Below are 17,923 nucleotides of genomic sequence, written 5' to 3'. Positions count from 1 at the left end.
GGGGTTCTCTCCGCGCGCTCGACAGAGTTTTATCGCGGATACAACCCCTCACCCGTCTCGCCGCTTGCGCGGCGAGCCACCCTCTCCCACAAGGGGAGGGGGCAAGAAAAGTCACGCCTTGAAATACGCAATCTGCGTCGTGGTCGCGAGCAGCCGCCCGTTCGGTGACCATAGCTCCGCGTTCTGGTCGGCGTAGCTCTTGTGCATGATCTTCGAATCGGCCGTCGCCAGCACGCGCGTGATGTCCTCAGCCGCGAGCTCTTCGCTGTCGGTGTGGAAATAGGTCGTCAGCGACACCGTGCCGAACGGCACCAGCTCGCGACGGACGTGGAAGATGCGGCCGAAGAAGGCATCCGACATCGACATCAGCGACAGCATGTCGAGCTTGCGCGGTTCGCGATCGCTGATCCAGATTTTCGAATAAGTGCTGGCGAGCTCGGCCTGTGGCGGCCCGAGCCGCATCTCGCCCTCGACGAAGCGGAATTCATACTGGTTGGCCCAGGATGCCTGGATCTTCGGGAATGGCAGCGTCTGTTCGAACGGCTTCGCATCAGGGTATTGCGCCACGCGATGTTCCCAGGACGGCCGGCGCTCGGCGAATACTGCGGTGGCGAGCGTCGCGACCTCGCCGCCGCTCTGCGACAGTTCGACGCTCCAGTGTTGGCTGGAGCGGTTGGCCTTCACCAGGCGGATGTCGAGATCGAACGGACCCTTGGCGATCGGTGCGCAATAATTGACGGTCAGCGCCAGCGGATCGCCGGCCGCTTGCGGATGCTCGATTAGCGCGCGCAGGATGGTTGTCGCGGTGGCGCCGCCGAACGGACCGACGAAAGCCCAGTAGTCGTCGCTGGTGTGCCCTTGCCAGCTTGAGTCACCGGCGGTGATGCGGGTCGCGTCGTCGAAGGGGTGTGGCAGCTTGGCGTGCATTGTTGGTCCTCGATGTCGTCCTCGTCGTCATTGCGAGCGTAGCGAAGCAATCCAGAATCTTTCCGCGGAGGCAGCCTGGATTGCTTCGCTACGCTCGCAATGACGGTGTCTGAGGCAATGGCGCCCGTATCGCTGACACCGTCTAGGGGATGACGATAGTCATATCATCATCCGCCCGGCGAGATGCAATAACCTCGCAGGTAACGCCGATTTCACGCTGCGGAAATATCAGCCGGTTGCGTCGCGCCGATCTTCTGCTGTCTGGAATGGCGGCGTGATCGGATTGACCGGCACGTTCCAGATCTCCTCGGCATATTCGCGGATGGTGCGGTCGGACGAGAACCACGCCATGCGCGCGACGTTGAGGATGGACGCGCGCGTCCAGGCCGGCGCCACCTGCCAGCGCGCATCGACCGCGCGCTGCGCCTCGTAATAGGAATCGAAGTCGGCGCTGACCATGTAATGGTCGAGATAGCGCAGCGCATGCGCGATCGATTCGAACCGGCCGGGATCGCCGGGCGAGAACTCGCCCGCACCGATCGCGTTGATGGCGCGCTGCAGCTTCGGCGAATTGCGGATCACGTCGGAGGCATCGAGGCCCTGCTTGCGCCGGATCATCACGTCGCCGGCTTCCATGCCGAAGATCGCGATGTTCTCCACGCCGACCTGGTCGCGGATCTCGATGTTGGCGCCGTCGAGCGTGCCGATGGTGATGGCGCTGTTCAGCGCCAGCTTCATGTTGCCGGTGCCGGAGGCTTCCATGCCGGCGGTCGAGATCTGCTCGGACAGATCGGCCGCCGGAATGATCACCTCGGCGAGGCTGACATTGTAGTCCGGCAGGAACACGACCTTCAGCTTGCCGCCGATCGCGGGATCGTTGTTGACGACCTCCGCGACGTCGTTGATCAGCTTGATGATCAGCTTGGCGTAGCGATAGCTCGCCGCTGCCTTGCCGGCGAAGATCTTCACCCGCGGCACCCAATTGCCGTCGGGATCGTCCTTGATCGACTGGTACAGCGCGACCGTCTCGATGATGTTGAGGAGCTGGCGCTTGTATTCGTGGATGCGCTTGATCTGGACGTCGAACAGCGCGGTCGGGTCCACCTTGATGCCGAGCCGCTCGCCGATCAGGCGCGCCAGCGCGGTCTTGTTGTGCAGCTTGACGTGACGGAATTTCTTCTGGAATTCGACGTCGCTGGCGCGCGCCTCGAGCAGCGACAGTTGCGTCGGATCGTCGAGCACGGCCTCGCCGCAGGCCTCGCGCAACAGCTCGGTGAGCTTCGGGTTCGCCAGCATCAGCCAGCGGCGGAAGGTGATGCCGTTGGTCTTGTTGGTGATGCGGCCGGGATAGAGATGGTTGAGATCGTGGAACACGGTCTCGCGCATCAAATCCGAATGCATCGCCGAGACGCCGTTGATGCGGTGCGAGCCGACGAAGGCGAGCTGGCCCATGCGGACGCGACGGCCGCTCTTCTCGTCGATCAGCGAGACCGAAGCGCGGAAGTCGATATCGCCGGGCGCGCGGGCTTCGGCGAGCGCAAGATGCTGCACGTTGATGCGGTAGATGATCTCGAGATGCCGCGGCAAGAGACGCTCGAACAGCTCGACCGGCCAGGTCTCCAGCGCTTCCGGCAGCAGCGTATGATTGGTGTAGGACAGCGTCGCGACCGTGATCTTCCAGGCCTCGTCCCAGCGAAAATTGTGGAGGTCGACGAGGATACGCATCAGCTCGGTGACGGCAAGGGTCGGATGGGTGTCGTTGAGCTGCACCGCGACCTTGGACGACAGGCTGCGCAGCTGGCCGTCGGAGGCGAGGTGCCGCTTGATCAGATCCTGCAGCGAGGCCGAGACGAAGAAATATTCCTGGCGCAGCCGCAGCTCGCGGCCGGCCGGGCTCTCGTCGTTCGGATAGAGGAATTTGCAGATCGCTTCGGCGCGCGATTGCTCGGCGCTGGCGCTGACATAGTCGCCCATGTTGAAGGCGTCGAGCTTCAGCGGATCCGGCGAACGCGCCGACCACAGCCGCAGCGCGTTGACGTGCTGGCCGCGCCAGCCGACGATCGGCGTGTCATAGGCGATCGCCTGCACGGTCTCGCCAGGATGCCAGATCGCGCGGTCGCGGCCCCTGTCGTCGACATGCTCGACGCCGCCGCCGAAATTGACGTCATAGATCACTTCCGGCCGCTGCAATTCCCAGGGATTGCCGAAGCCGAGCCATTCGTCCGGATATTCCTGCTGCCAGCCCTGATTGATGATCTGGCGGAACAGGCCGTAATCGTAGCGGATGCCATAGCCGATCGCGGGGATCGACAGCGTCGCCATGCTCTCCATGAAGCAGGCGGCGAGACGGCCGAGGCCGCCATTGCCGAGCGCCGCATCCGGCTCGCATTTGCGCAGCTCAGGCAGCGACACGCCGAGATCGCCGAGTGCGACCTCGAAGATCTTCAGGAGCCCCATGTTGTTGAGAGCGTCTGTGAAGAGGCGGCCGATCAAAAATTCGAGCGAGAGATAATAGACGCGCTTGCGGCCGGCGTCGTAGCTGCGCTTCTCGGCCGAGAGCCAGCGATGCACGATGCGGTCGCGCAGCGCCAGCGCCGCGGCCTGGTACCAGTCGTGCTTGGTCGCCATGCCCGCATCCTTGCCGATGGCAAGGCGCAGCTTCGCCAGGATCGCACCCTTGATCTCCGACAGCGCGAGTTCGTCGATGGGCTGGCCGGGGGCGGGGAAATTAGACTGGAACGATTGATCTTGCACGGCCGTCACTTCCTGGTCGACAGAAACACCACTAAACCCTACGCGTCTTTGCCTGCACCGGAACCATCGATGGCGCGGCAGTGCACTGCGCTGGCGTAAAATTATGCAAGGAACGGGCCGCTTTGGGAACCCGGACCAGCACGGAGAAACGCCGATTTGGTGCTAGCTTGGGGACAGATTCAGCCATCACTGTGGAGGAGAAGCCTCATGAGACCACTGATGCGACTGCTGATCGAAATCGCCGCGGCTGCTGTCCTCGTCGTCTGCATCACCGCCTCCAGCGCCGCCTTCGCCGCCGGCAAGCGCAGCGCCGATGGCCTCAGCTGCGCCGTCTCCCTCCCGCAAAACGCAACGCCCGCGCAACGCTGCGTCGCCATCAAGCGCCAATGCGGCGGCAAATTTTACGCGAGCGCGTGCGGGGACAAGCTGATGTCGGCGGTGAATTGAGGGGCAGCTAGCGCACCACCACTGGTGTCGTCCCGGCGAAGGCCGGGACCCATAGCCACCGCTATCAGAGAAGATGCGATAAATCGCGCCAATCCGGATTATCCTGCTCAATCAGGCGGATCTTCCAATCACGGCGCCATTCCTTCAACGCCTTCTCGCGCGCGATTGCTTCGGGCGGCGAGGCATACGTCTCAACATAAACAAGTCGCGTGACGCCATACTTCTTGACGAATTCCGAGCCTCGTCCCGAGCAGATGCAATGACAGTCGCTTGCGAAGGTCGTTGCAGACACCGATGTAGAGCGTGCCGTAGCGCCGGCTCGCGAGAATGTAGACGTAGTAGACGGCCTGTGCATTCATTGCTGGGGCGCCCATTTCCGGAAACGTCTGGCGGTCGTGGTTATGGGTCCCGGCCATCGCCGGGACGACATCCCTTGCTAATCCTTTGTTGTTCATCGGAACAAATTAAGAACACTTTAGCAAGTCTTTGATATATCATTGTGATTCGGCGCATTGCCGACACAATATCTAGGGTCTGTCTTCAGTCGCGAGGACTACATGTCCACCATTGCCTTCAATCAGTTTGCCCTCACCCGGATCGCCGATTTCGCGCGGTCGCTGTCACGGCTGCACCAGGCGGCGCGGCGGCATGCGGTCGACGACGACCAATTCGACCGCGAGTTCAACGCGGTGTGCCAGTCGATCTGGGGCTACACGATCGACGACATCAGCGATGATCTGTTCGCGCCCGAGGACCATCATTTCCTCGACACGCTGGACGAAGCGCATGCGCGCATCTTTGCGGCCGAGCAGGGTTATGACCTCGTCAGCGAGGCTGGCATGCTGACCGACTGGTGGGGTTTCTGCTGGATGATTTTGGCCGAGAAGCGCGGCCTGCTGACGGCCGAAAATCGCGCCGCCGCGCGCGCGGCGATCGAGGAAAAATATCTGGCCGCGCCGAATGTGATCGGGGTGATCATCGGGCGATGACGCTGTCTTCCTTCGTCATTGCGGAGGAGAGAGCTCGGGCCTAATCCAATCCCGCCCGCTTCGCCGATTTCGCCGTCGCCTTCGGCACGGCGGTCACATCAGGCAACGTCTCGCGCACGATCTCGGCGGCCGGGGCATCGGCCGCCACCGTCTCTGCGCGCACCGGCGCCACCCTCATCTCGCCGAGCCGGGCGCGGACCTGTGCGGTGAGGCCCGGATAGGACGCGACCGGGGTGAACTCTGCGCTCTGCTCTTGGCCGAGGCGGACGCCGGTATAGGCAACTAGCCCGTCGGTGGTGGCGATGACGTCGCCGGCCTTCAGCGAACCGTCGAGTGTCAGATCGACCGGCGCGAGCCCGGCGGGCTCGCGGCCGTTGCAGGTGCAGTCGGCGCGCAGCGCCTTGCGGTAGGCGAAGGCGTTCTCGCTGTCGGCATAGCGCTCGCCGGTCTGGCTATAGGCGCCATCGATCGAGGAGCCGAAATACACCTTTGTCGCGCTGGCAGGGCAGAAGGCCTGACACATCTGCGCCGGCGAGGCGAGGCCGCGCATCAGCGGAAAATACTTGCCGTCGCAGCTGCGCACGCAGAAGGCCGGGCCGGAGGCGTTGGCCGAACGCGTCGGCGGCACATATTGCGGCTGGCCGGCCGGGTTCTGCTGATTGGGATCGACGAAGGGGCTCGCTTGTTGCGGCACGTCGCGCTGAGGCCGTTGCTGCGCTCCGCCGAAGAGGAAGTCGAACAGGCCTTCAGCCGAAACCGGGGCTGGGGTTGCCAGCAGCGGGCTTGCGAGAATGGCGGCCACAAGCATCGCGCGACGCCGCCGGCGCGCATGGGACACAATGGTACGCAACGCTTACTCCACCCGCCGCTACTGAACCGGCCGGGACCGTCAGGTCTCAGCACATGATTCACCATAAAGCGGGATGGTAAATGAGGGGTTGAAGGAGGCCCGAATGCTGCGCGTCGCGGCTGCAGCGAAAGCCCTTATGCCTTCAGGAATTCCGACGCTTTGTAGAGCGAGCGGAACGGCAGGCCGGCCGCACCGAACGTGTCGGTGGCGCCTTCCTCGCGATCGACCATGGTCAGCACCAGCACCACTTCAGCGCCGGTCTCGCGCACGGATTCCACAGCCTTCATTGCCGAGCCGCCTGTCGTGGTGACGTCCTCGACGATCACGACACGCTTGCCGGCGAGCGTCTCGCCTTTCGGCAGACCTTCGATCGCGAGCTTGGCGCCATGCTCCTTCGGCTTCTTGCGCACGAAGAAGGCCGCGATCGGATGACCCTTGATCCAGGAGATCTGTGCCAGTGCACCGGCGAGCGGCACCGCGCCCATCTCGAGCCCGCCGATGAAATCGAGATTGTCGTCCTTCAGCGTCTCATAGGTGAGCTCGGCAAGCAGGGTCGCGCCCTCTGGGTCCAGCATGGTCGGCTTGAGGTTGAAATAGAAATCGCTCTTGCGGCCCGATGCGAGCGTCACCTCGCCCCGGCCGAAGGAGCGGCGGCGGATGATTTCGAACAGGCGGGCACGAGAGGCAGATTTCGACACGGCGGTCCCTCGGAGGCGTTCTTGAGAGGTGGCGGAATTTATCCGCGACTGCCGCGACATTCCAGTGGGGGTGTCCCCCGTCAACAGGGATCGGCCATCCCGGTCCGCCGGTTGTGGGGGCGCAACTTTCTGGGGTAGGTGGATGCCGGACTGCTCGGGCGGGAAACTGGGGCAGGAAACTGGGGCAAGGAAACAGACAAATGACAATCGAGCTGCACACCTGGAATACGCCCAACGGCCGCAAAATCTCGGTGGCGCTGGAGGAAATGGGGCTCCCCTACAAAGTGGTTCCGGTGAACATCACCAAGGGCGAGCAGATGGCGCCCGGGTTTCTCAAACTGTCCCCGAACAACAAGATTCCCGCGATCCTCGACCCCGAGGGGCCGGACGGCAAGCCGGTCAGCATCTTTGAATCCGGCGCGATCCTGCTCTATCTCGGCGAAAAGACCGGCAAATTCCTGCCGAAATCGCTTGGCGAGCGGATTCCGGTCTACGAGTGGCTGATGTGGCAGATGGGAGGCTTTGGCCCGATGCCCGGTCAGGTGCACCATTTCATTGCGCTGGAGAACGAGCAGGACCGCGCTTACGGGCTGAAACGCTACATGGCGGAGACCCGCCGGCTTTACGGCGTGCTCGACCGTCGCCTGGAGGGGCGCGATTTCGTCGCCGGCGACCTCTCGGTGGCCGATTTCGCCATTCTCGGCTGGGCCTGGCGCCATCCCCGCCACAAGGTCGATCTTGCCGACTTCCCCAACGTCAAGCGCTGGTACGACGCGCTGATGGCGCGTCCGGCCGTCAAGCGAGGCATGGACGCGAAGCTGGATTGAGCCGACGCTGTCGTCGCCCGGCTTGACCGGGGCATGACAGCGGAGGGGCGGCGGGCAGCGGGCCTATCTCACCGCGACACGTGCGCCGACACCGCGAGCCATCTCCCGTTCTTCTTCGCCCAGCAATCCGTGTATCGCCCGGTCGCCTGCTGCCCGTCCGCCGTCGTGTAGCTGGTCGCGGCGTGGATGATGGCGAAGTCGCCCATGATGCGGATGATGACGTCGAACGCGTGCAAGTCCCGGATCGCGATCGGCCGCGCCGTCTGCTGCAGGAAAGCGGCGCGGTCGACCAGCGTCTTGTCGGGATTGGAGCAGTAAAACTCCGGCGCCAGGATCTCGTCGAAACGCCTGACGTCGCCATTCTGCACCGAAGCGACGTAGTCGCGGTTGAGTGCGGTGAGCTGTTCGAGATCCTGGCTCATGGCTTGCTCTCCCTGGGTCGACGTCTTCAATCGTCAAACATCTTCGGCGGCACGAAGCCGCCGAACTCGCGCTCGATCAGCTCGGCGAGTTTCAGCGGGGTGCGGTCCTCCAGCCAGGGGCCGACGATCTGCACGCCGACCGGTAATCCGTCTGGCGCAAAGCCGGTCGGGATCGCGGTCGAGGGAAGGCCGGGCAATGTGGCGATGCCGGGCCAGGCGAGCTGGTCGGTATAGATGTGCGGCTCGCCGTCGATCAGGATGCGGCGCTGCTCCTGGTCTTCCGAGTGATCGTGCGGATAGGCCGGCGTCGGCATGATTGGGCAGATCACGGCATCGAACGTCCTGAACAGCTCGCGCCATTGTGCCCGCAGACGCGTGCGTGCGCCATTGGCCAGCAGCCAGTCACGATGGCTGAGCGCGATGCCGCGCAGCCGTTCGGCCTGCAGGCTGTTGTTGCTGGCCGGCAGGGCGGCGGCTGCGGCGACCGCGCCGGCGTAGAACTCGGGCGAGAAGCTGGCTGCGAGGAACGACAGCAGCATCCGCATATAGAGCCGCGATGACGCGGCGAAATCCGGCAGCAGCGGACTGCTGCGCTCGATCCTGACGCCGGCCTTGGCGAGCTTATCAGCGAGCGCGTTGATGCTGCCGCGCACCGCGGCGTCGGTCGGCAGCACCGGATCGGTCTCGATCACGAGGACACGGAAATCCTTCAGCGAGCCGTGACGCGCGGCAGGCAGCTCGAGCCTGTAGGCCTTGCCGTTCTCGAGCGGGTCGGGCCCGGCCATCACGTCCAGCAGCAGCGACAAATCCGCGGCGCTGCGGGCCATCGGCCCGATCACGGCGAGATCGCGCTCATACGCCAAGGGCGGAGCAGGTGGCGGAGTGTGGCCGCGCGACGGCAACAGATCGAAGGTCGGCTTGTGCGCGTAGACACCGCAATGGAAGGCGGGCACGCGGAGCGAGCCGCCGATGTCCGAGCCGAGTGACAGCGGGCCGTAACCCGCGGCGAGCGCCGCTGATGAGCCGCCGGAGGAGCCTCCGGGCGTGCGACCGAGATCATGGGGATTATTTGTCGTGCCGTAGATGTCGTTGTAGCTCTGCCAGTCCGCGAGCGAGAGCGGCACGTTGGTTTTGCCGAGCACGACGGTGCCGGCATCCTTCACCCGCGTGACTGCCAGCGAATCTTCCTTGGCAATAAAATCCTTCTGCGCGGGATTGCCCCAGGTCGTGGGCAGGCCGGCGATGTTGTAGGATTCCTTCACGGTCATCGGCAGGCCGAGCAGCGGCTTGCGTTCGCCGCGCGCCAGCGCTGCGTCGGCTGCGCGTGCCACATCGAGCGCACGGTCGAAATCCCGGACGCAGATCGCGTTGACCTTGCCGTCGTGACGTTCGATGCGGCCGATCGCGTCCTGCGTGAGCTCGACCGACGAGACCTTCCTTGCCGTCAAAGCGGCCGACTGCTCGACCGCGCTCTTGAAACTCCATTCCGATCTGGCCACGGCATGCTCCTGCGCTTCACTGGAGGAATGATGCGCAGTTTTAGCCCATGCCGCAACCGCCGTTTGATCGCGGTTGATCTGTCGGAAATGTTACCCCGGCAGCATGCGCTGCATCACGCGGTCGCGATAGACGAAGATATGCGCGAGCGCAGCGGCGATATGGATGAGGATGGTGATGAGCAGCGCCCATTCCATCGCCTGGTGGAGGCCGTCGATGGTGCGGCCCGCGGCGGCGTTGTCGGACGCCAGCATCGGCAGCGGGACGAGATAGAAATACGAAACAGACCAGCCGCGGAACGACGCAAACAGCCAGCCGGAGACCGTCGTCGCCAGCACCAGCACGTAGAGCAGCCAGTGCACGACTTCGGAGCTCAGGCGCTGCCAGGCGGGAAGCGAGCTCTCAGGCGCGACCGGATGAGCCAGCCGCCAGACAAGGCGGAGCGCCGTCAGCACGAGGATCGTGATCCCGATCGAGACGTGAAATGTCATGCCCACACCGGGACTCATGCCGCGGTGGAGATCCGGCATCAGCCAGCCGATCGGATATTGCACGGCCAGCAGCGCGACGATGAGCCAGTGGAACATCTTGGCAGGCGTGCCGTATTGAAGACGGATGGTCATGACAGTCGTTCCGTTGAAGGCCGCGCCGGTTAGGGTTGGAAGCTTCGCGCCGCGGCATGAATGAACGGGTTGACGGGCCCGCTGCTCATCCGCGTGTTGGCGTCCGGCTTTTGCCCCGGCACAGGAAAGGCGTAGCCGATGATCGTCTTGACCACGAGGCGGTCAGACGCTGGAGTGAACCCGTAACCAACGCCGAAGTTCACGTCGAACACGCCGGCCTTGAAGTCAGTGACGGCAAACAGGGTGTGCTGCTGGTCGGCGAGCTTGCTGAAATTGCCGATCTCGCCGAAGTCGGCGTAATATTCGAAGCCAGCGAACACGTCGTTGCCGAAGTTGCGCGCCAGCCTCGCGGCGGGCGCGAAATCGGCCTCGCCCTTGCTGCCGAAGCCGATATCGACGATCGGGTTGACGATGAATTCGTATTGCGAATTGCGCACGCCGATGATGGGGCGGATCTCGAGGCCCCATCGCGTCTGCGCGAATTTGGGCATCTCGTAGCTCAACTCGAAATTCACGCCGTAAAAGAAATTTCGCTGCTCCGCGTGCGGCGACACGAACAGCGTGCGCAGCTTGAAGGCGTCGGACAAGAATTGCCGGTCCTGTACAGCGAACGGCAGATAGAGCCCGAGCTCCCACCAGTCGGTCACGCCATAGGCGAATTCCGGCGTGCCGTTGAGGCTATGGTTGGACGGAAAGCCGCCGGGGAACGGTGGGTCCTTCTGTCCGAGCGCGACATAATTGAGATGCTGCTGGATGGTGAATTGGCCGATTTCGGCGATGCCGGCGTTGTAGACCTGGATCTCGTCGGTGGCGCGTGCGTCGTCGTGCGACGCAAGCAGGATCAACGCGCCGGCAAGGTTCGCGATCGCGACGTGACGTGAACGATGTCGCTTCATCATCGCCTGCCTACGCGGCCCCGATCAATATTCCCACCGCCAGCACGATCGCGCCGCCGAGCACGATCTGGAACACGGCCTGAAGGAACGGCGTGTCCATGTAGCGTGCGCGGATGAAGGCGATCGCCCACAGTTCGAAGAACACGACGACGCCAGCGATTCCAGTCGCGATCCAGAACGCGTTGGCCCAATGGTCGGGCACGAGATAGGGCATGGTATGGCCGAGCCCGCCGAGGGTCGTCATCGCGCCGCAGGTGATGCCACGCAGCCAGGGCGAGCCGCGTCCCGTGAGCGAACCATCGTCTGACAGCGCTTCCGCAAAGCCCATGCTGATGCCGGCCCCGATCGAGGCGGCGAGGCCGACCAGGAACGTCTGCCAGTTCTGGTGCGTGGCGAAGGCTGCGGCGAACAACGGCGCCAGGGTCGAGACCGAGCCGTCCATCAGGCCGGCGAGGCCCGGCTGCACATATTGCAGCACGAACATGCGGCGGTTGGTGCGGTCTTCTTCCGCACGCACATCGGTGCTCAGGATCTGGTCTGTCAGTTTCGCAGCGGTGTTTTCATGGCCCTTCTCGGCTTCGGCGAGATCGCCCAGCAGGCGGCGCACGCCGACATCCTGGGCCTGTTCGGCGGCCTTCACGTAAAAGCGCTCGGCCTGCATTTCCATGGTCTCGACCTCCCTGCGGATGGTGTCGAGCGGCAGGTTCTTGATAAGCCAGACCGGGCGGCGTTTCAGGAATCCCTTGACGTCCTCGCGGCGGATCGGCGGCAGGTGTGGGCCGAAGCGCTGCTCATACATTTCCAGCAGCATGTGGCGATGGCTGCGCTCTTCCTCGGCCATCTGCTCGAAGATCTTCGCCGAATCCGGATAGCGCTCCTTGAGGTCCTCGGCGAAGCTCATGTAGATGCGGCTGTCCTCCTCTTCGGAGGAAATCGCGACCGCCAGCACTTCACGCTCGGTCAAATCGGCAAAATTCTTCACTGAGTGCGCCTGATGTAGTTTAGAAGGATTCTAAACTGATATAGGCTGCAATTCGTTCAGGGTCAATTCAGCCGGCGCGCGCGAAGGCTTGGATCGCCAATGGCCGTCACGACGACGCTTGGAAGTACGGAACCGGGTCCTGATGTACAGGTTCGAGTGTGGGTGGACGGGTGAATGATGGACAAGGTCAAATTTCGTCTGAACGATCCGCGGCTGGCGCCGCGCCGCACCAAGCTTGATATTCCCGGATGGGCCGGCAAGCGAGAACCGCGCGCGAATGGTTCGCGTGAGCAGGTCTGGCATTGCGTGCCCTTTTCCGAGGGCGCGCAATACGGCATCGAGCTGTTCTATCCCTATGACTTCGAGCTTCACGTCACGACCAGGGACGGTCAGTTGATGCTCGAGGCCGATTGGGGTGAGCCCCCGGAAGGCGGGGCGGAGTGGCCGCCGTTTCGCAATTTCGGCGACGCTTTCTACACCTATCAGATCTTGCTCGACCTCAAGGTCGAAAAAGGCATGGCGATCCGCACGGAGCCGCATCCGCGCTTCTACACCGATCGGACCGACACCGTGCCGATCGCCGTCCCTGCGCTGATCCGCAATTGGTGGCCGATGATGTTCTTCTGCGTTTTCAAGGCGCCGGCCGAGGGCCGAACCCACATCTTCAGGCCCAACGAACCCTTCGCTCAGATCATCGTCATTCCCGAGGAAGCGAATTTCGAGCTCGAGCCCATGGGCGAGGAAGAAGCAGCGGAGCGCGAGCTCCAGTCCCGCCGGATCTACAACAATCGCCCCAAGCTGGCGGCCGGCACCGAATGGACGTCCTCGTCCGATACGGTGTTCGACGGCACCTACCGGCACTTGCACCGCGCGGCCAAGGAAAAGGCGCGTAACGAATAATCGCTGCCGGACTTGCCGTCCCCTCCGCTTGCTGGCGCGTGCATGACCACCGGATCGCGGCTATGCGGCGATCATGATGCGTGATCTTGCCAGGCTTTCCCGTTGTCCCGTCACCAAAAGCAAACAGGACCCGCAGGTCCTGTTCGTCCGTTCCCAAGCCGCTGCGATCTCAATAGCGGCGATAGAAGCTGTGGTGATGGTGGTGGTGATGGTGATGATGGTGGTGGTAGCGCCGATAGCGCGGGACCACCACGACCGGTGCGTCGTAATAGCGGCGATAAAAGCTGTGATGATGATGGTGATGGTGGTGATGATGGTAGAATTGAGCGACTTGAACATTTTCGCTCGCTTTCGGCGGAGCTGCTTCATCGATGGCCTGCAGCAGGGCGCCGGCGTTCGCAATCGGCTCCAGCAGGTCGGCGTATGAATTCGCCTGCAGCACGTCAGCCGGGGCCGGCGCGGCCTCGACGGCGCCGAGCGTTCCGAGCGTCGCCACCGCTCCCAATAGTCCGGCGATCTTCCTGTCCATTGTCGTCTCCTTGGTCGCCGGACGCAGTTCCGGCATCCCGCAACGTCAGACATTGCCGAATGTTCCCTGAACTGCGGATTAACGCTCTGTGACGAGACGAAGGCGGCACCTCAGGCCATCGCGGCGTCGCGGAGGAAGTCGAGCAGCAGGCGGCTGACCTCGGCCGGTTGCTCCTGCTGCACCCAATGGCCGGCGCCGTCGACCAGATGGCAGCCGAGCATCTTCGTGCAGCCGCGGCCCTGCATCGCTTCGAACACGCCGGGGCGCTGATGCGTGCCCCAATCCTGCTTGCCCGAGATGAAGCAGGAGGGCACGTCGATGCTGCGGCCCGCAAACAGCTGCATCTCGTTGTTCAGCATCCCTGACGTGCCGTAGCGATACCATTGCAGCCCGCCCTGGAATCCGGTGCGGGCATATTCGGCGCTGTAAAAAGCCAGATCGGCGTCCGGCAGCCATTGATTGGCGGCGATCGCCGCGGCCGAGGGCATCTCCTTCGCGACTGTCTCGGCCATGGTCTCGCCGAGGTCCATCACGTAATAGGTCGGCAGCTTCGCGAGCTCGTCAGCTGACCACGATTTCAGCGGATAAGGCTTGTTGTCGGTCCAGTCGGCGCTCTTGTGATGATAATAGGCGCGCAGGAAATCATGCAGGCCTTGCGGCGCATGCAGCAGGTCGGCGTTGGCCGGGTGTGTCGAATAGTACCATTGATAGTGGATGCGCGGGCGCGGCAGCGCCGCCAACTCGCGATGCACGGGGTCTTCGGCAGGCGGCTGTGCTGGCGCATCGGCCGTGTTGAACGGCAGCGTCGGCGCTCCGCCGAATGGCGCGCTCATCAGCGTCACCGAGCGAAACACGTCGGGCCGGATCAGCGCGCACCACGCCGCGACCGGGCTGCCGAAATCGTGCCCAGCAAGGTCCACCTGCTTGTAGCCGAACGCCGACACGAGGGAGAGCGCATCGCGCACGAGGTTTGGAAGCGAGAACGGCGTGAGATCGCCGTCGTAATCGGCTGTCCATCCCGTAGTGCGGCCATAGCCGCGCTGGTCCGGTGCGAGCACGTGATAGCCGGCGGCGGCCAGCGTCGGCATCACCTTGCGCCAGGAGAAAGCAAGCTCCGGAAAGCCGTGCAGCAGCAGGATGCAGGGGCGGCCCTTGGTCTCGAAGCCAGCCTCGAGCACATGCATGCGCAAGCCGTTGATGCCGTCGACGTATCGCGAGCGGATGCCGGCGGGCAAGGGAATGTCGGGGAGTGTTGTCATCAGTGCGTCCTCGTCATGGCCGGGCTTGTCCCGGCCATCCGCGCTCTCGGTCAGTCGGAGATTGTAAGAACGTGGATGCCCGGGACAAGCCCGGGCATGACGGAAAGGAAGGTGGCGCTAAACCGACTCACACACGAACGCGCTGCCCTTGCGCTTGATCTTGCCCACCGACGGCGAGGGGAAATGCGCGGTGCAGCACAGCGTGTCGGTGTCGCAATAGCGTTCCAGGAAGCTGCGGCGCGTCGTGGCCGCCCTGGTCGGATCGACATCGAACTTGATCGACAGCTCCGGATACAGCGTTTGCAGCGGCGAGTGCATGAGATCGCCGGAAAACACCGCCTCGTCCCTGCCGCGGCCCATCGCGATGGCGACGTGGCCCGGCGTATGGCCAGGCGTCGGCACGATGCGGACGTGATCGCCGATCTGGTGATCGTTACTGATGAGCTCGTGGCGCTTGGCCTCGACGACAGGCAGCACGCTGTCGACGAAGGGCGGGATCTCCGTCTTCGCATTCTCCGCGAACCAGTGATCGTATTCCTGCTTGGCGAACAAATAGCGTGCCTTGGGGAAGGTCGGCACCCAGCGGCCGTTCTCCAGCCGGGTATTCCAGCCGACGTGATCGACATGCAGATGGGTGCACATCACGAAGTCGATGTCATCGACCGAGACGCCTGCGGCACTGAGCGCGCGCAGATACGTATCGTCGGTCTTCATGTTCCATTTTGGGCGATTGGGCCGCGGCTTGTCGTTGCCGATGCAGCTGTCGATCAGAATCGTGTGGTGCGGCGTCTTCACCACATAGGACTGGAAGCACAGCATCAGCACATCCTGGTCGTCCAGGGCCTTGGCCTGCCGCATCCAGTCGCGGTTCTCGGCCAGGACCTCAGGCGTCAGCCCCGGCAGCATCTCCAGCGCCGGGACGAACGAGGTCTCCTGCTCGATGACGCGCTGGATGGTGAGATCGCCGACCGCATATTTCAGGCTCATGCTCGTTTTCCCAGTGATCAGTGCGCGTCGCGCACGGATGGAATGACGATATTGGAGAGGATGTCCATCGCGGCCAGGCCTTCCTTGGGCTGGCCGTACTGCGCGGTGGTGGTCATCATGACGAGATCAAGCTCCGGCACGATGAAAATGCGTTGTCCACCCCAGCCGAAGGCGCCAACCCATTTGATCTCCTTGCCTGCGGCGAGCGAACGGCCCATCCACCATTGATAGCCGTAGAACAGCGTGCCGCCGAAATAGCCGACGGCCTGGAAGCGCGGTGTGATCGATTGTGCGATCCAGTCGGCTGGGACGACTTGCCGGCCGTTCCACTGGCCGCGATTGAGCACGAGCTGGCCGATCTTGGCCGCATCGCGTGGCCGCAGGCGCAGGCCCGCGGCCGCCGCGATCTTGCCGTTCTTGTAGGGCTTCCATTCGACATCGGTGATGCCGAGTGGCTGGAACAGCGCCTCGCGCGCGAACGCCTCCAGCGACTGTTTCGAGACGCGCTCGATGATGTTGCCGAGCAGCTCTGTGTTGCCACCACTATAGGTCCATAGCGTATCGGGCGGTGCCGCGATCGGTCGCGACAATATATAACCGAGCGGATCCGGTTCGGTGACGAGACGCGGCTCGTCGTTTTTGGGATCGGTCCAGGCCCGCGCCTCGTCCCATTTGAAGCCGGAGGACATCGTCAGCAGATGGCGCAGCGTGATGGCATCCCATCCCGGCTGCTTCAGCGCCGCGTAGTCGGGGAAAAACCTCAGGACGGGCTCGTCGACGCCTGCGATCAGCTTGCGGTCGATCGCGATGCCGATCAACAGCGAGGTTACGCTCTTGGTTGCCGAGCGCATGTCGTGCTTGGTCGTCGCGGTGAATTCGAACTGGCCGTCGGGCTGTCCCCAGGGCTGGTCGTAGCCGGGAAAATATTGCTCGAAGACGAGCTTGTCATGTCTGACGACCACGATCGAATGGACCGTGGTTGTCCGCTGCGCGAGCCGCGCCGCGATGGTGCAAAGCTTCGCGCCGTCCATGCCGACGCTGTCGGGCGAGGAAATCTCCCAGCCATCGTCGATCGCCGCAGGCGATCCGCAGGCCTGATCGGTTTGTCCTGGCGGCATGCTCTCGGCCCGCAGATGGGTGGCTGAGACGGTGAGCGCGAGCACGAGGCTCGCGCTCAAACTTGTGAGGCGGGAGAAGCGATCGCGCATCGTCATTCTCCCGGCATCTCCCCGCTACGCGGCCGGCGGGACCGAGATCTTCACCGAGGGACGCTCCAGCATCTTCTGGTGGAAGGCGTCGAGCTTCGGATAGGTCTTGCGCCAGCCGCAATCGGCGAAGCGGAAGTCGGCATAGCCGAGCACGCAAACGAGGCCGATCTGCGAGATGTCGAACGGGCCGTTCAGCACGTCGGGCATGTTCTCGAAGCGCGCCATGCCGGTCCAGGCCCGGTTCCAGTGGTCGTCCGACCACGCCTGCCATTGCAGGCCCTGCGGCCGCACCATCTTCTCGTAGCGGCACAGCAGCATGGAATCGAGCATGCCGTTGAGCAGGGAGTGGTTGGTCTTGGCCTTCCAGCGCCGCGGACCAGAATCCGGGATCAGGCTGCCGCCGGCCATCTCGTTGAGATATTCGACGATGACGTAGGAATCCAGGATGACGTCGCCGTCATCAGTGATCAGCACCGGCAGCTTCTTCAGCGGCGTGATCTTCGAATAGTCCTCGTTGACCGTGCCCGGTGCGACGGTTGCCTGCATGAATTCGATCTTGTCGATCAGCCCGAGTTCGATCGCGGCGATGCGCACCTTGCGGGCAAACGGGGAGGCTGGGGAGAAGGAGAGCTTCATGGAGAATAATTTCTTCCATAGAACAAGTAAGATCTTCCTGTCAAATCACACAGGAAGCCCCTTTATATTTTGTAATTCATATGAGTTGATTGTATTTAATACTTAATGTTTGTCGTTTGCAGTTTATCAGGAGTCAGCACACAGAGTGGGTAAACAGTATAGATGCTTATGCAATGAAAAAGCTAGAAAAAAACCTTCTTGATGATGGTGGCAATGGGTTATACTTGCTCAAATTTGATCCAACACTTCTTGGTGTAGCTCATGAGGTTTAATTTCTAATAATTGGAGCTATATTTCATATTTATTATCTCATCTTCATTCAAGAACACTTTACAAAACATGAATGCATGGATGGAGTTTCTGTTTCCGTAATTGGTAGGTTTATTAGAGTCAGTACAATAGTTGATTATCAATCCTGTTTTGGGAGCATATTTAGAGAGCGTCATACTCTTGAGTGGCTCAATATTTAGATACCCAGGACAGTCTTCTGAT

18 protein-coding genes and 1 pseudogene are annotated in these 17,923 nt (G+C 62.7%); 4 read left to right on the top strand and 15 right to left on the bottom strand.

What is annotated here, in order from left to right; translation table 11 throughout:
* Positions 1 to 111: 111 nt before the first annotated feature.
* The gene (locus Q0687_RS05285) at positions 112 to 927 is read right to left on the bottom strand and encodes a thioesterase family protein (protein WP_298873135.1); all 816 of its coding nucleotides are present in this window, start codon (positions 925 to 927) and stop codon (positions 112 to 114) included.
* Positions 928 to 1,155: 228 nt separating this feature from the next.
* Positions 1,156 to 3,681: a glycogen/starch/alpha-glucan phosphorylase gene (locus tag Q0687_RS05280; protein WP_298873133.1), complete on the bottom strand. Its 2,526-nt coding sequence runs from the start codon at positions 3,679 to 3,681 to the stop codon at positions 1,156 to 1,158.
* Positions 3,682 to 3,900: 219 nt separating this feature from the next.
* Between Q0687_RS05280 and Q0687_RS05275 the strand changes: the two genes are divergently transcribed.
* Positions 3,901 to 4,128 carry a hypothetical protein gene (locus Q0687_RS05275; protein WP_298873131.1) on the top strand — a complete coding sequence of 76 codons (228 nt, stop codon included), beginning with the start codon at positions 3,901 to 3,903 and terminating at the stop codon, positions 4,126 to 4,128.
* A 64-nt stretch (positions 4,129 to 4,192) separates the two neighbouring features.
* On the opposite strand, the pseudogene Q0687_RS05270 reads toward Q0687_RS05275, so the two are convergent.
* Positions 4,193 to 4,487 (bottom strand): annotated as a pseudogene (locus Q0687_RS05270) (GIY-YIG nuclease family protein).
* 198 nt (positions 4,488 to 4,685) lie between these two features.
* Here Q0687_RS05270 and Q0687_RS05265 point away from each other — a divergent pair.
* Positions 4,686 to 5,117, top strand: coding sequence for a hypothetical protein (locus Q0687_RS05265; protein WP_298873129.1), 432 nt, complete (start codon positions 4,686 to 4,688; stop codon positions 5,115 to 5,117).
* 40 nt (positions 5,118 to 5,157) lie between these two features.
* Here Q0687_RS05265 and Q0687_RS05260 read toward each other — a convergent pair whose 3' ends face one another.
* Positions 5,158 to 5,925, bottom strand: coding sequence for a DUF2865 domain-containing protein (locus Q0687_RS05260; RefSeq protein ID WP_298873127.1), 768 nt, complete (start codon positions 5,923 to 5,925; stop codon positions 5,158 to 5,160).
* Between the two features lie 176 nt (positions 5,926 to 6,101).
* A complete protein-coding gene (gene pyrE, locus Q0687_RS05255; RefSeq protein WP_237859827.1) occupies positions 6,102 to 6,665 on the bottom strand; it encodes an orotate phosphoribosyltransferase in 564 nt (187 codons plus the stop codon).
* 200 nt (positions 6,666 to 6,865) lie between these two features.
* Here pyrE and Q0687_RS05250 point away from each other — a divergent pair, with 200 nt between their 5' ends.
* The gene (locus Q0687_RS05250; RefSeq protein ID WP_298873123.1) at positions 6,866 to 7,492 is read left to right on the top strand and encodes a glutathione S-transferase family protein; all 627 of its coding nucleotides are present in this window, start codon (positions 6,866 to 6,868) and stop codon (positions 7,490 to 7,492) included.
* A 68-nt stretch (positions 7,493 to 7,560) separates the two neighbouring features.
* Here the strand turns inward: Q0687_RS05250 and Q0687_RS05245 are convergent, their stop codons facing one another.
* The 5 genes from Q0687_RS05245 to mbfA form a co-directional block, all read right to left on the bottom strand.
* The gene (locus Q0687_RS05245) at positions 7,561 to 7,914 is read right to left on the bottom strand and encodes a nuclear transport factor 2 family protein (protein WP_298873120.1); all 354 of its coding nucleotides are present in this window, start codon (positions 7,912 to 7,914) and stop codon (positions 7,561 to 7,563) included.
* A 26-nt stretch (positions 7,915 to 7,940) separates the two neighbouring features.
* The gene (locus Q0687_RS05240) at positions 7,941 to 9,413 is read right to left on the bottom strand and encodes an amidase (protein WP_298873119.1); all 1,473 of its coding nucleotides are present in this window, start codon (positions 9,411 to 9,413) and stop codon (positions 7,941 to 7,943) included.
* A 90-nt stretch (positions 9,414 to 9,503) separates the two neighbouring features.
* Positions 9,504 to 10,034 (bottom strand): cytochrome b, encoded by a 531-nt coding sequence (locus tag Q0687_RS05235; RefSeq protein ID WP_298873117.1) that lies wholly within the window; start codon positions 10,032 to 10,034, stop codon positions 9,504 to 9,506.
* 29 nt (positions 10,035 to 10,063) lie between these two features.
* Entirely contained in the window at positions 10,064 to 10,930 is an 867-nt protein-coding gene (locus Q0687_RS05230) for a hypothetical protein (RefSeq protein ID WP_298873115.1), read from the bottom strand.
* A gap of 10 nt (positions 10,931 to 10,940) precedes the next feature.
* On the bottom strand, positions 10,941 to 11,912 hold the full coding sequence (mbfA, locus tag Q0687_RS05225) for an iron exporter MbfA (RefSeq protein WP_298873113.1): 972 nt from the start codon (positions 11,910 to 11,912) through the stop codon (positions 10,941 to 10,943).
* A gap of 177 nt (positions 11,913 to 12,089) precedes the next feature.
* Here mbfA and Q0687_RS05220 point away from each other — a divergent pair, with 177 nt between their 5' ends.
* Positions 12,090 to 12,812, top strand: a complete 723-nt coding sequence (locus Q0687_RS05220; RefSeq protein WP_298873137.1) for a hypothetical protein — start codon at positions 12,090 to 12,092, stop codon at positions 12,810 to 12,812.
* A 169-nt stretch (positions 12,813 to 12,981) separates the two neighbouring features.
* On the opposite strand, the gene Q0687_RS05215 is transcribed toward Q0687_RS05220, so the two are convergent.
* The 5 genes from Q0687_RS05215 to Q0687_RS05195 all read right to left on the bottom strand — a co-directional run bounded on the left by Q0687_RS05215 (position 12,982) and on the right by Q0687_RS05195 (position 17,431).
* Positions 12,982 to 13,341, bottom strand: coding sequence for a hypothetical protein (locus tag Q0687_RS05215; RefSeq protein ID WP_298873112.1), 360 nt, complete (start codon positions 13,339 to 13,341; stop codon positions 12,982 to 12,984).
* A gap of 110 nt (positions 13,342 to 13,451) precedes the next feature.
* A complete protein-coding gene (locus Q0687_RS05210) occupies positions 13,452 to 14,600 on the bottom strand; it encodes an alpha/beta hydrolase (protein ID WP_298873111.1) in 1,149 nt (382 codons plus the stop codon).
* Between the two features lie 117 nt (positions 14,601 to 14,717).
* Positions 14,718 to 15,587 carry an MBL fold metallo-hydrolase gene (locus tag Q0687_RS05205; RefSeq protein WP_298873109.1) on the bottom strand — a complete coding sequence of 290 codons (870 nt, stop codon included), beginning with the start codon at positions 15,585 to 15,587 and terminating at the stop codon, positions 14,718 to 14,720.
* 17 nt (positions 15,588 to 15,604) lie between these two features.
* Positions 15,605 to 16,801, bottom strand: a complete 1,197-nt coding sequence (locus Q0687_RS05200; RefSeq protein ID WP_298873107.1) for a serine hydrolase — start codon at positions 16,799 to 16,801, stop codon at positions 15,605 to 15,607.
* Positions 16,802 to 16,819: 18 nt separating this feature from the next.
* The gene (locus Q0687_RS05195; protein WP_298873106.1) at positions 16,820 to 17,431 is read right to left on the bottom strand and encodes a glutathione S-transferase family protein; all 612 of its coding nucleotides are present in this window, start codon (positions 17,429 to 17,431) and stop codon (positions 16,820 to 16,822) included.
* Between the last annotated feature and the right edge of the window lie 492 nt (positions 17,432 to 17,923).

Origin of the sequence: uncultured Bradyrhizobium sp., from assembly GCF_936928535.1 — a bacterium.
In the GTDB taxonomy this organism is placed as follows: domain Bacteria; phylum Pseudomonadota; class Alphaproteobacteria; order Rhizobiales; family Xanthobacteraceae; genus Bradyrhizobium.
Note: the sequence above shows the minus strand (reverse complement) of the source record. Positions and strands in the feature narration are given on the sequence as shown.

Bases quoted from the DNA above. Each gene is read 5' to 3' on its own strand.
- Q0687_RS05250 (WP_298873123.1), top strand. From the start codon at position 6,866: ATGACAATCGAGCTGCACACCTGGAATACGCCCAACGGCCGCAAAATC.
- Q0687_RS05200 (WP_298873107.1), bottom strand. From the start codon at position 16,801: ATGACGATGCGCGATCGCTTCTCCCGCCTCACAAGTTTGAGCGCGAGC.
- Q0687_RS05235 (WP_298873117.1), bottom strand. From the start codon at position 10,034: ATGACCATCCGTCTTCAATACGGCACGCCTGCCAAGATGTTCCACTGG.
- Q0687_RS05210 (WP_298873111.1), bottom strand. From the start codon at position 14,600: ATGACAACACTCCCCGACATTCCCTTGCCCGCCGGCATCCGCTCGCGA.
- Q0687_RS05205 (WP_298873109.1), bottom strand. From the start codon at position 15,587: ATGAGCCTGAAATATGCGGTCGGCGATCTCACCATCCAGCGCGTCATC.
- Q0687_RS05220 (WP_298873137.1), top strand. From the start codon at position 12,090: ATGGACAAGGTCAAATTTCGTCTGAACGATCCGCGGCTGGCGCCGCGC.
- Q0687_RS05245 (WP_298873120.1), bottom strand. From the start codon at position 7,914: ATGAGCCAGGATCTCGAACAGCTCACCGCACTCAACCGCGACTACGTC.
- Q0687_RS05275 (WP_298873131.1), top strand. From the start codon at position 3,901: ATGCGACTGCTGATCGAAATCGCCGCGGCTGCTGTCCTCGTCGTCTGC.
- Q0687_RS05285 (WP_298873135.1), bottom strand. From the start codon at position 927: ATGCACGCCAAGCTGCCACACCCCTTCGACGACGCGACCCGCATCACC.
- Q0687_RS05195 (WP_298873106.1), bottom strand. From the start codon at position 17,431: ATGAAGCTCTCCTTCTCCCCAGCCTCCCCGTTTGCCCGCAAGGTGCGC.
- Q0687_RS05230 (WP_298873115.1), bottom strand. From the start codon at position 10,930: ATGAAGCGACATCGTTCACGTCACGTCGCGATCGCGAACCTTGCCGGC.
- Q0687_RS05215 (WP_298873112.1), bottom strand. From the start codon at position 13,341: ATGGACAGGAAGATCGCCGGACTATTGGGAGCGGTGGCGACGCTCGGA.
- Q0687_RS05260 (WP_298873127.1), bottom strand. From the start codon at position 5,925: ATGCTTGTGGCCGCCATTCTCGCAAGCCCGCTGCTGGCAACCCCAGCC.
- Q0687_RS05265 (WP_298873129.1), top strand. From the start codon at position 4,686: ATGTCCACCATTGCCTTCAATCAGTTTGCCCTCACCCGGATCGCCGAT.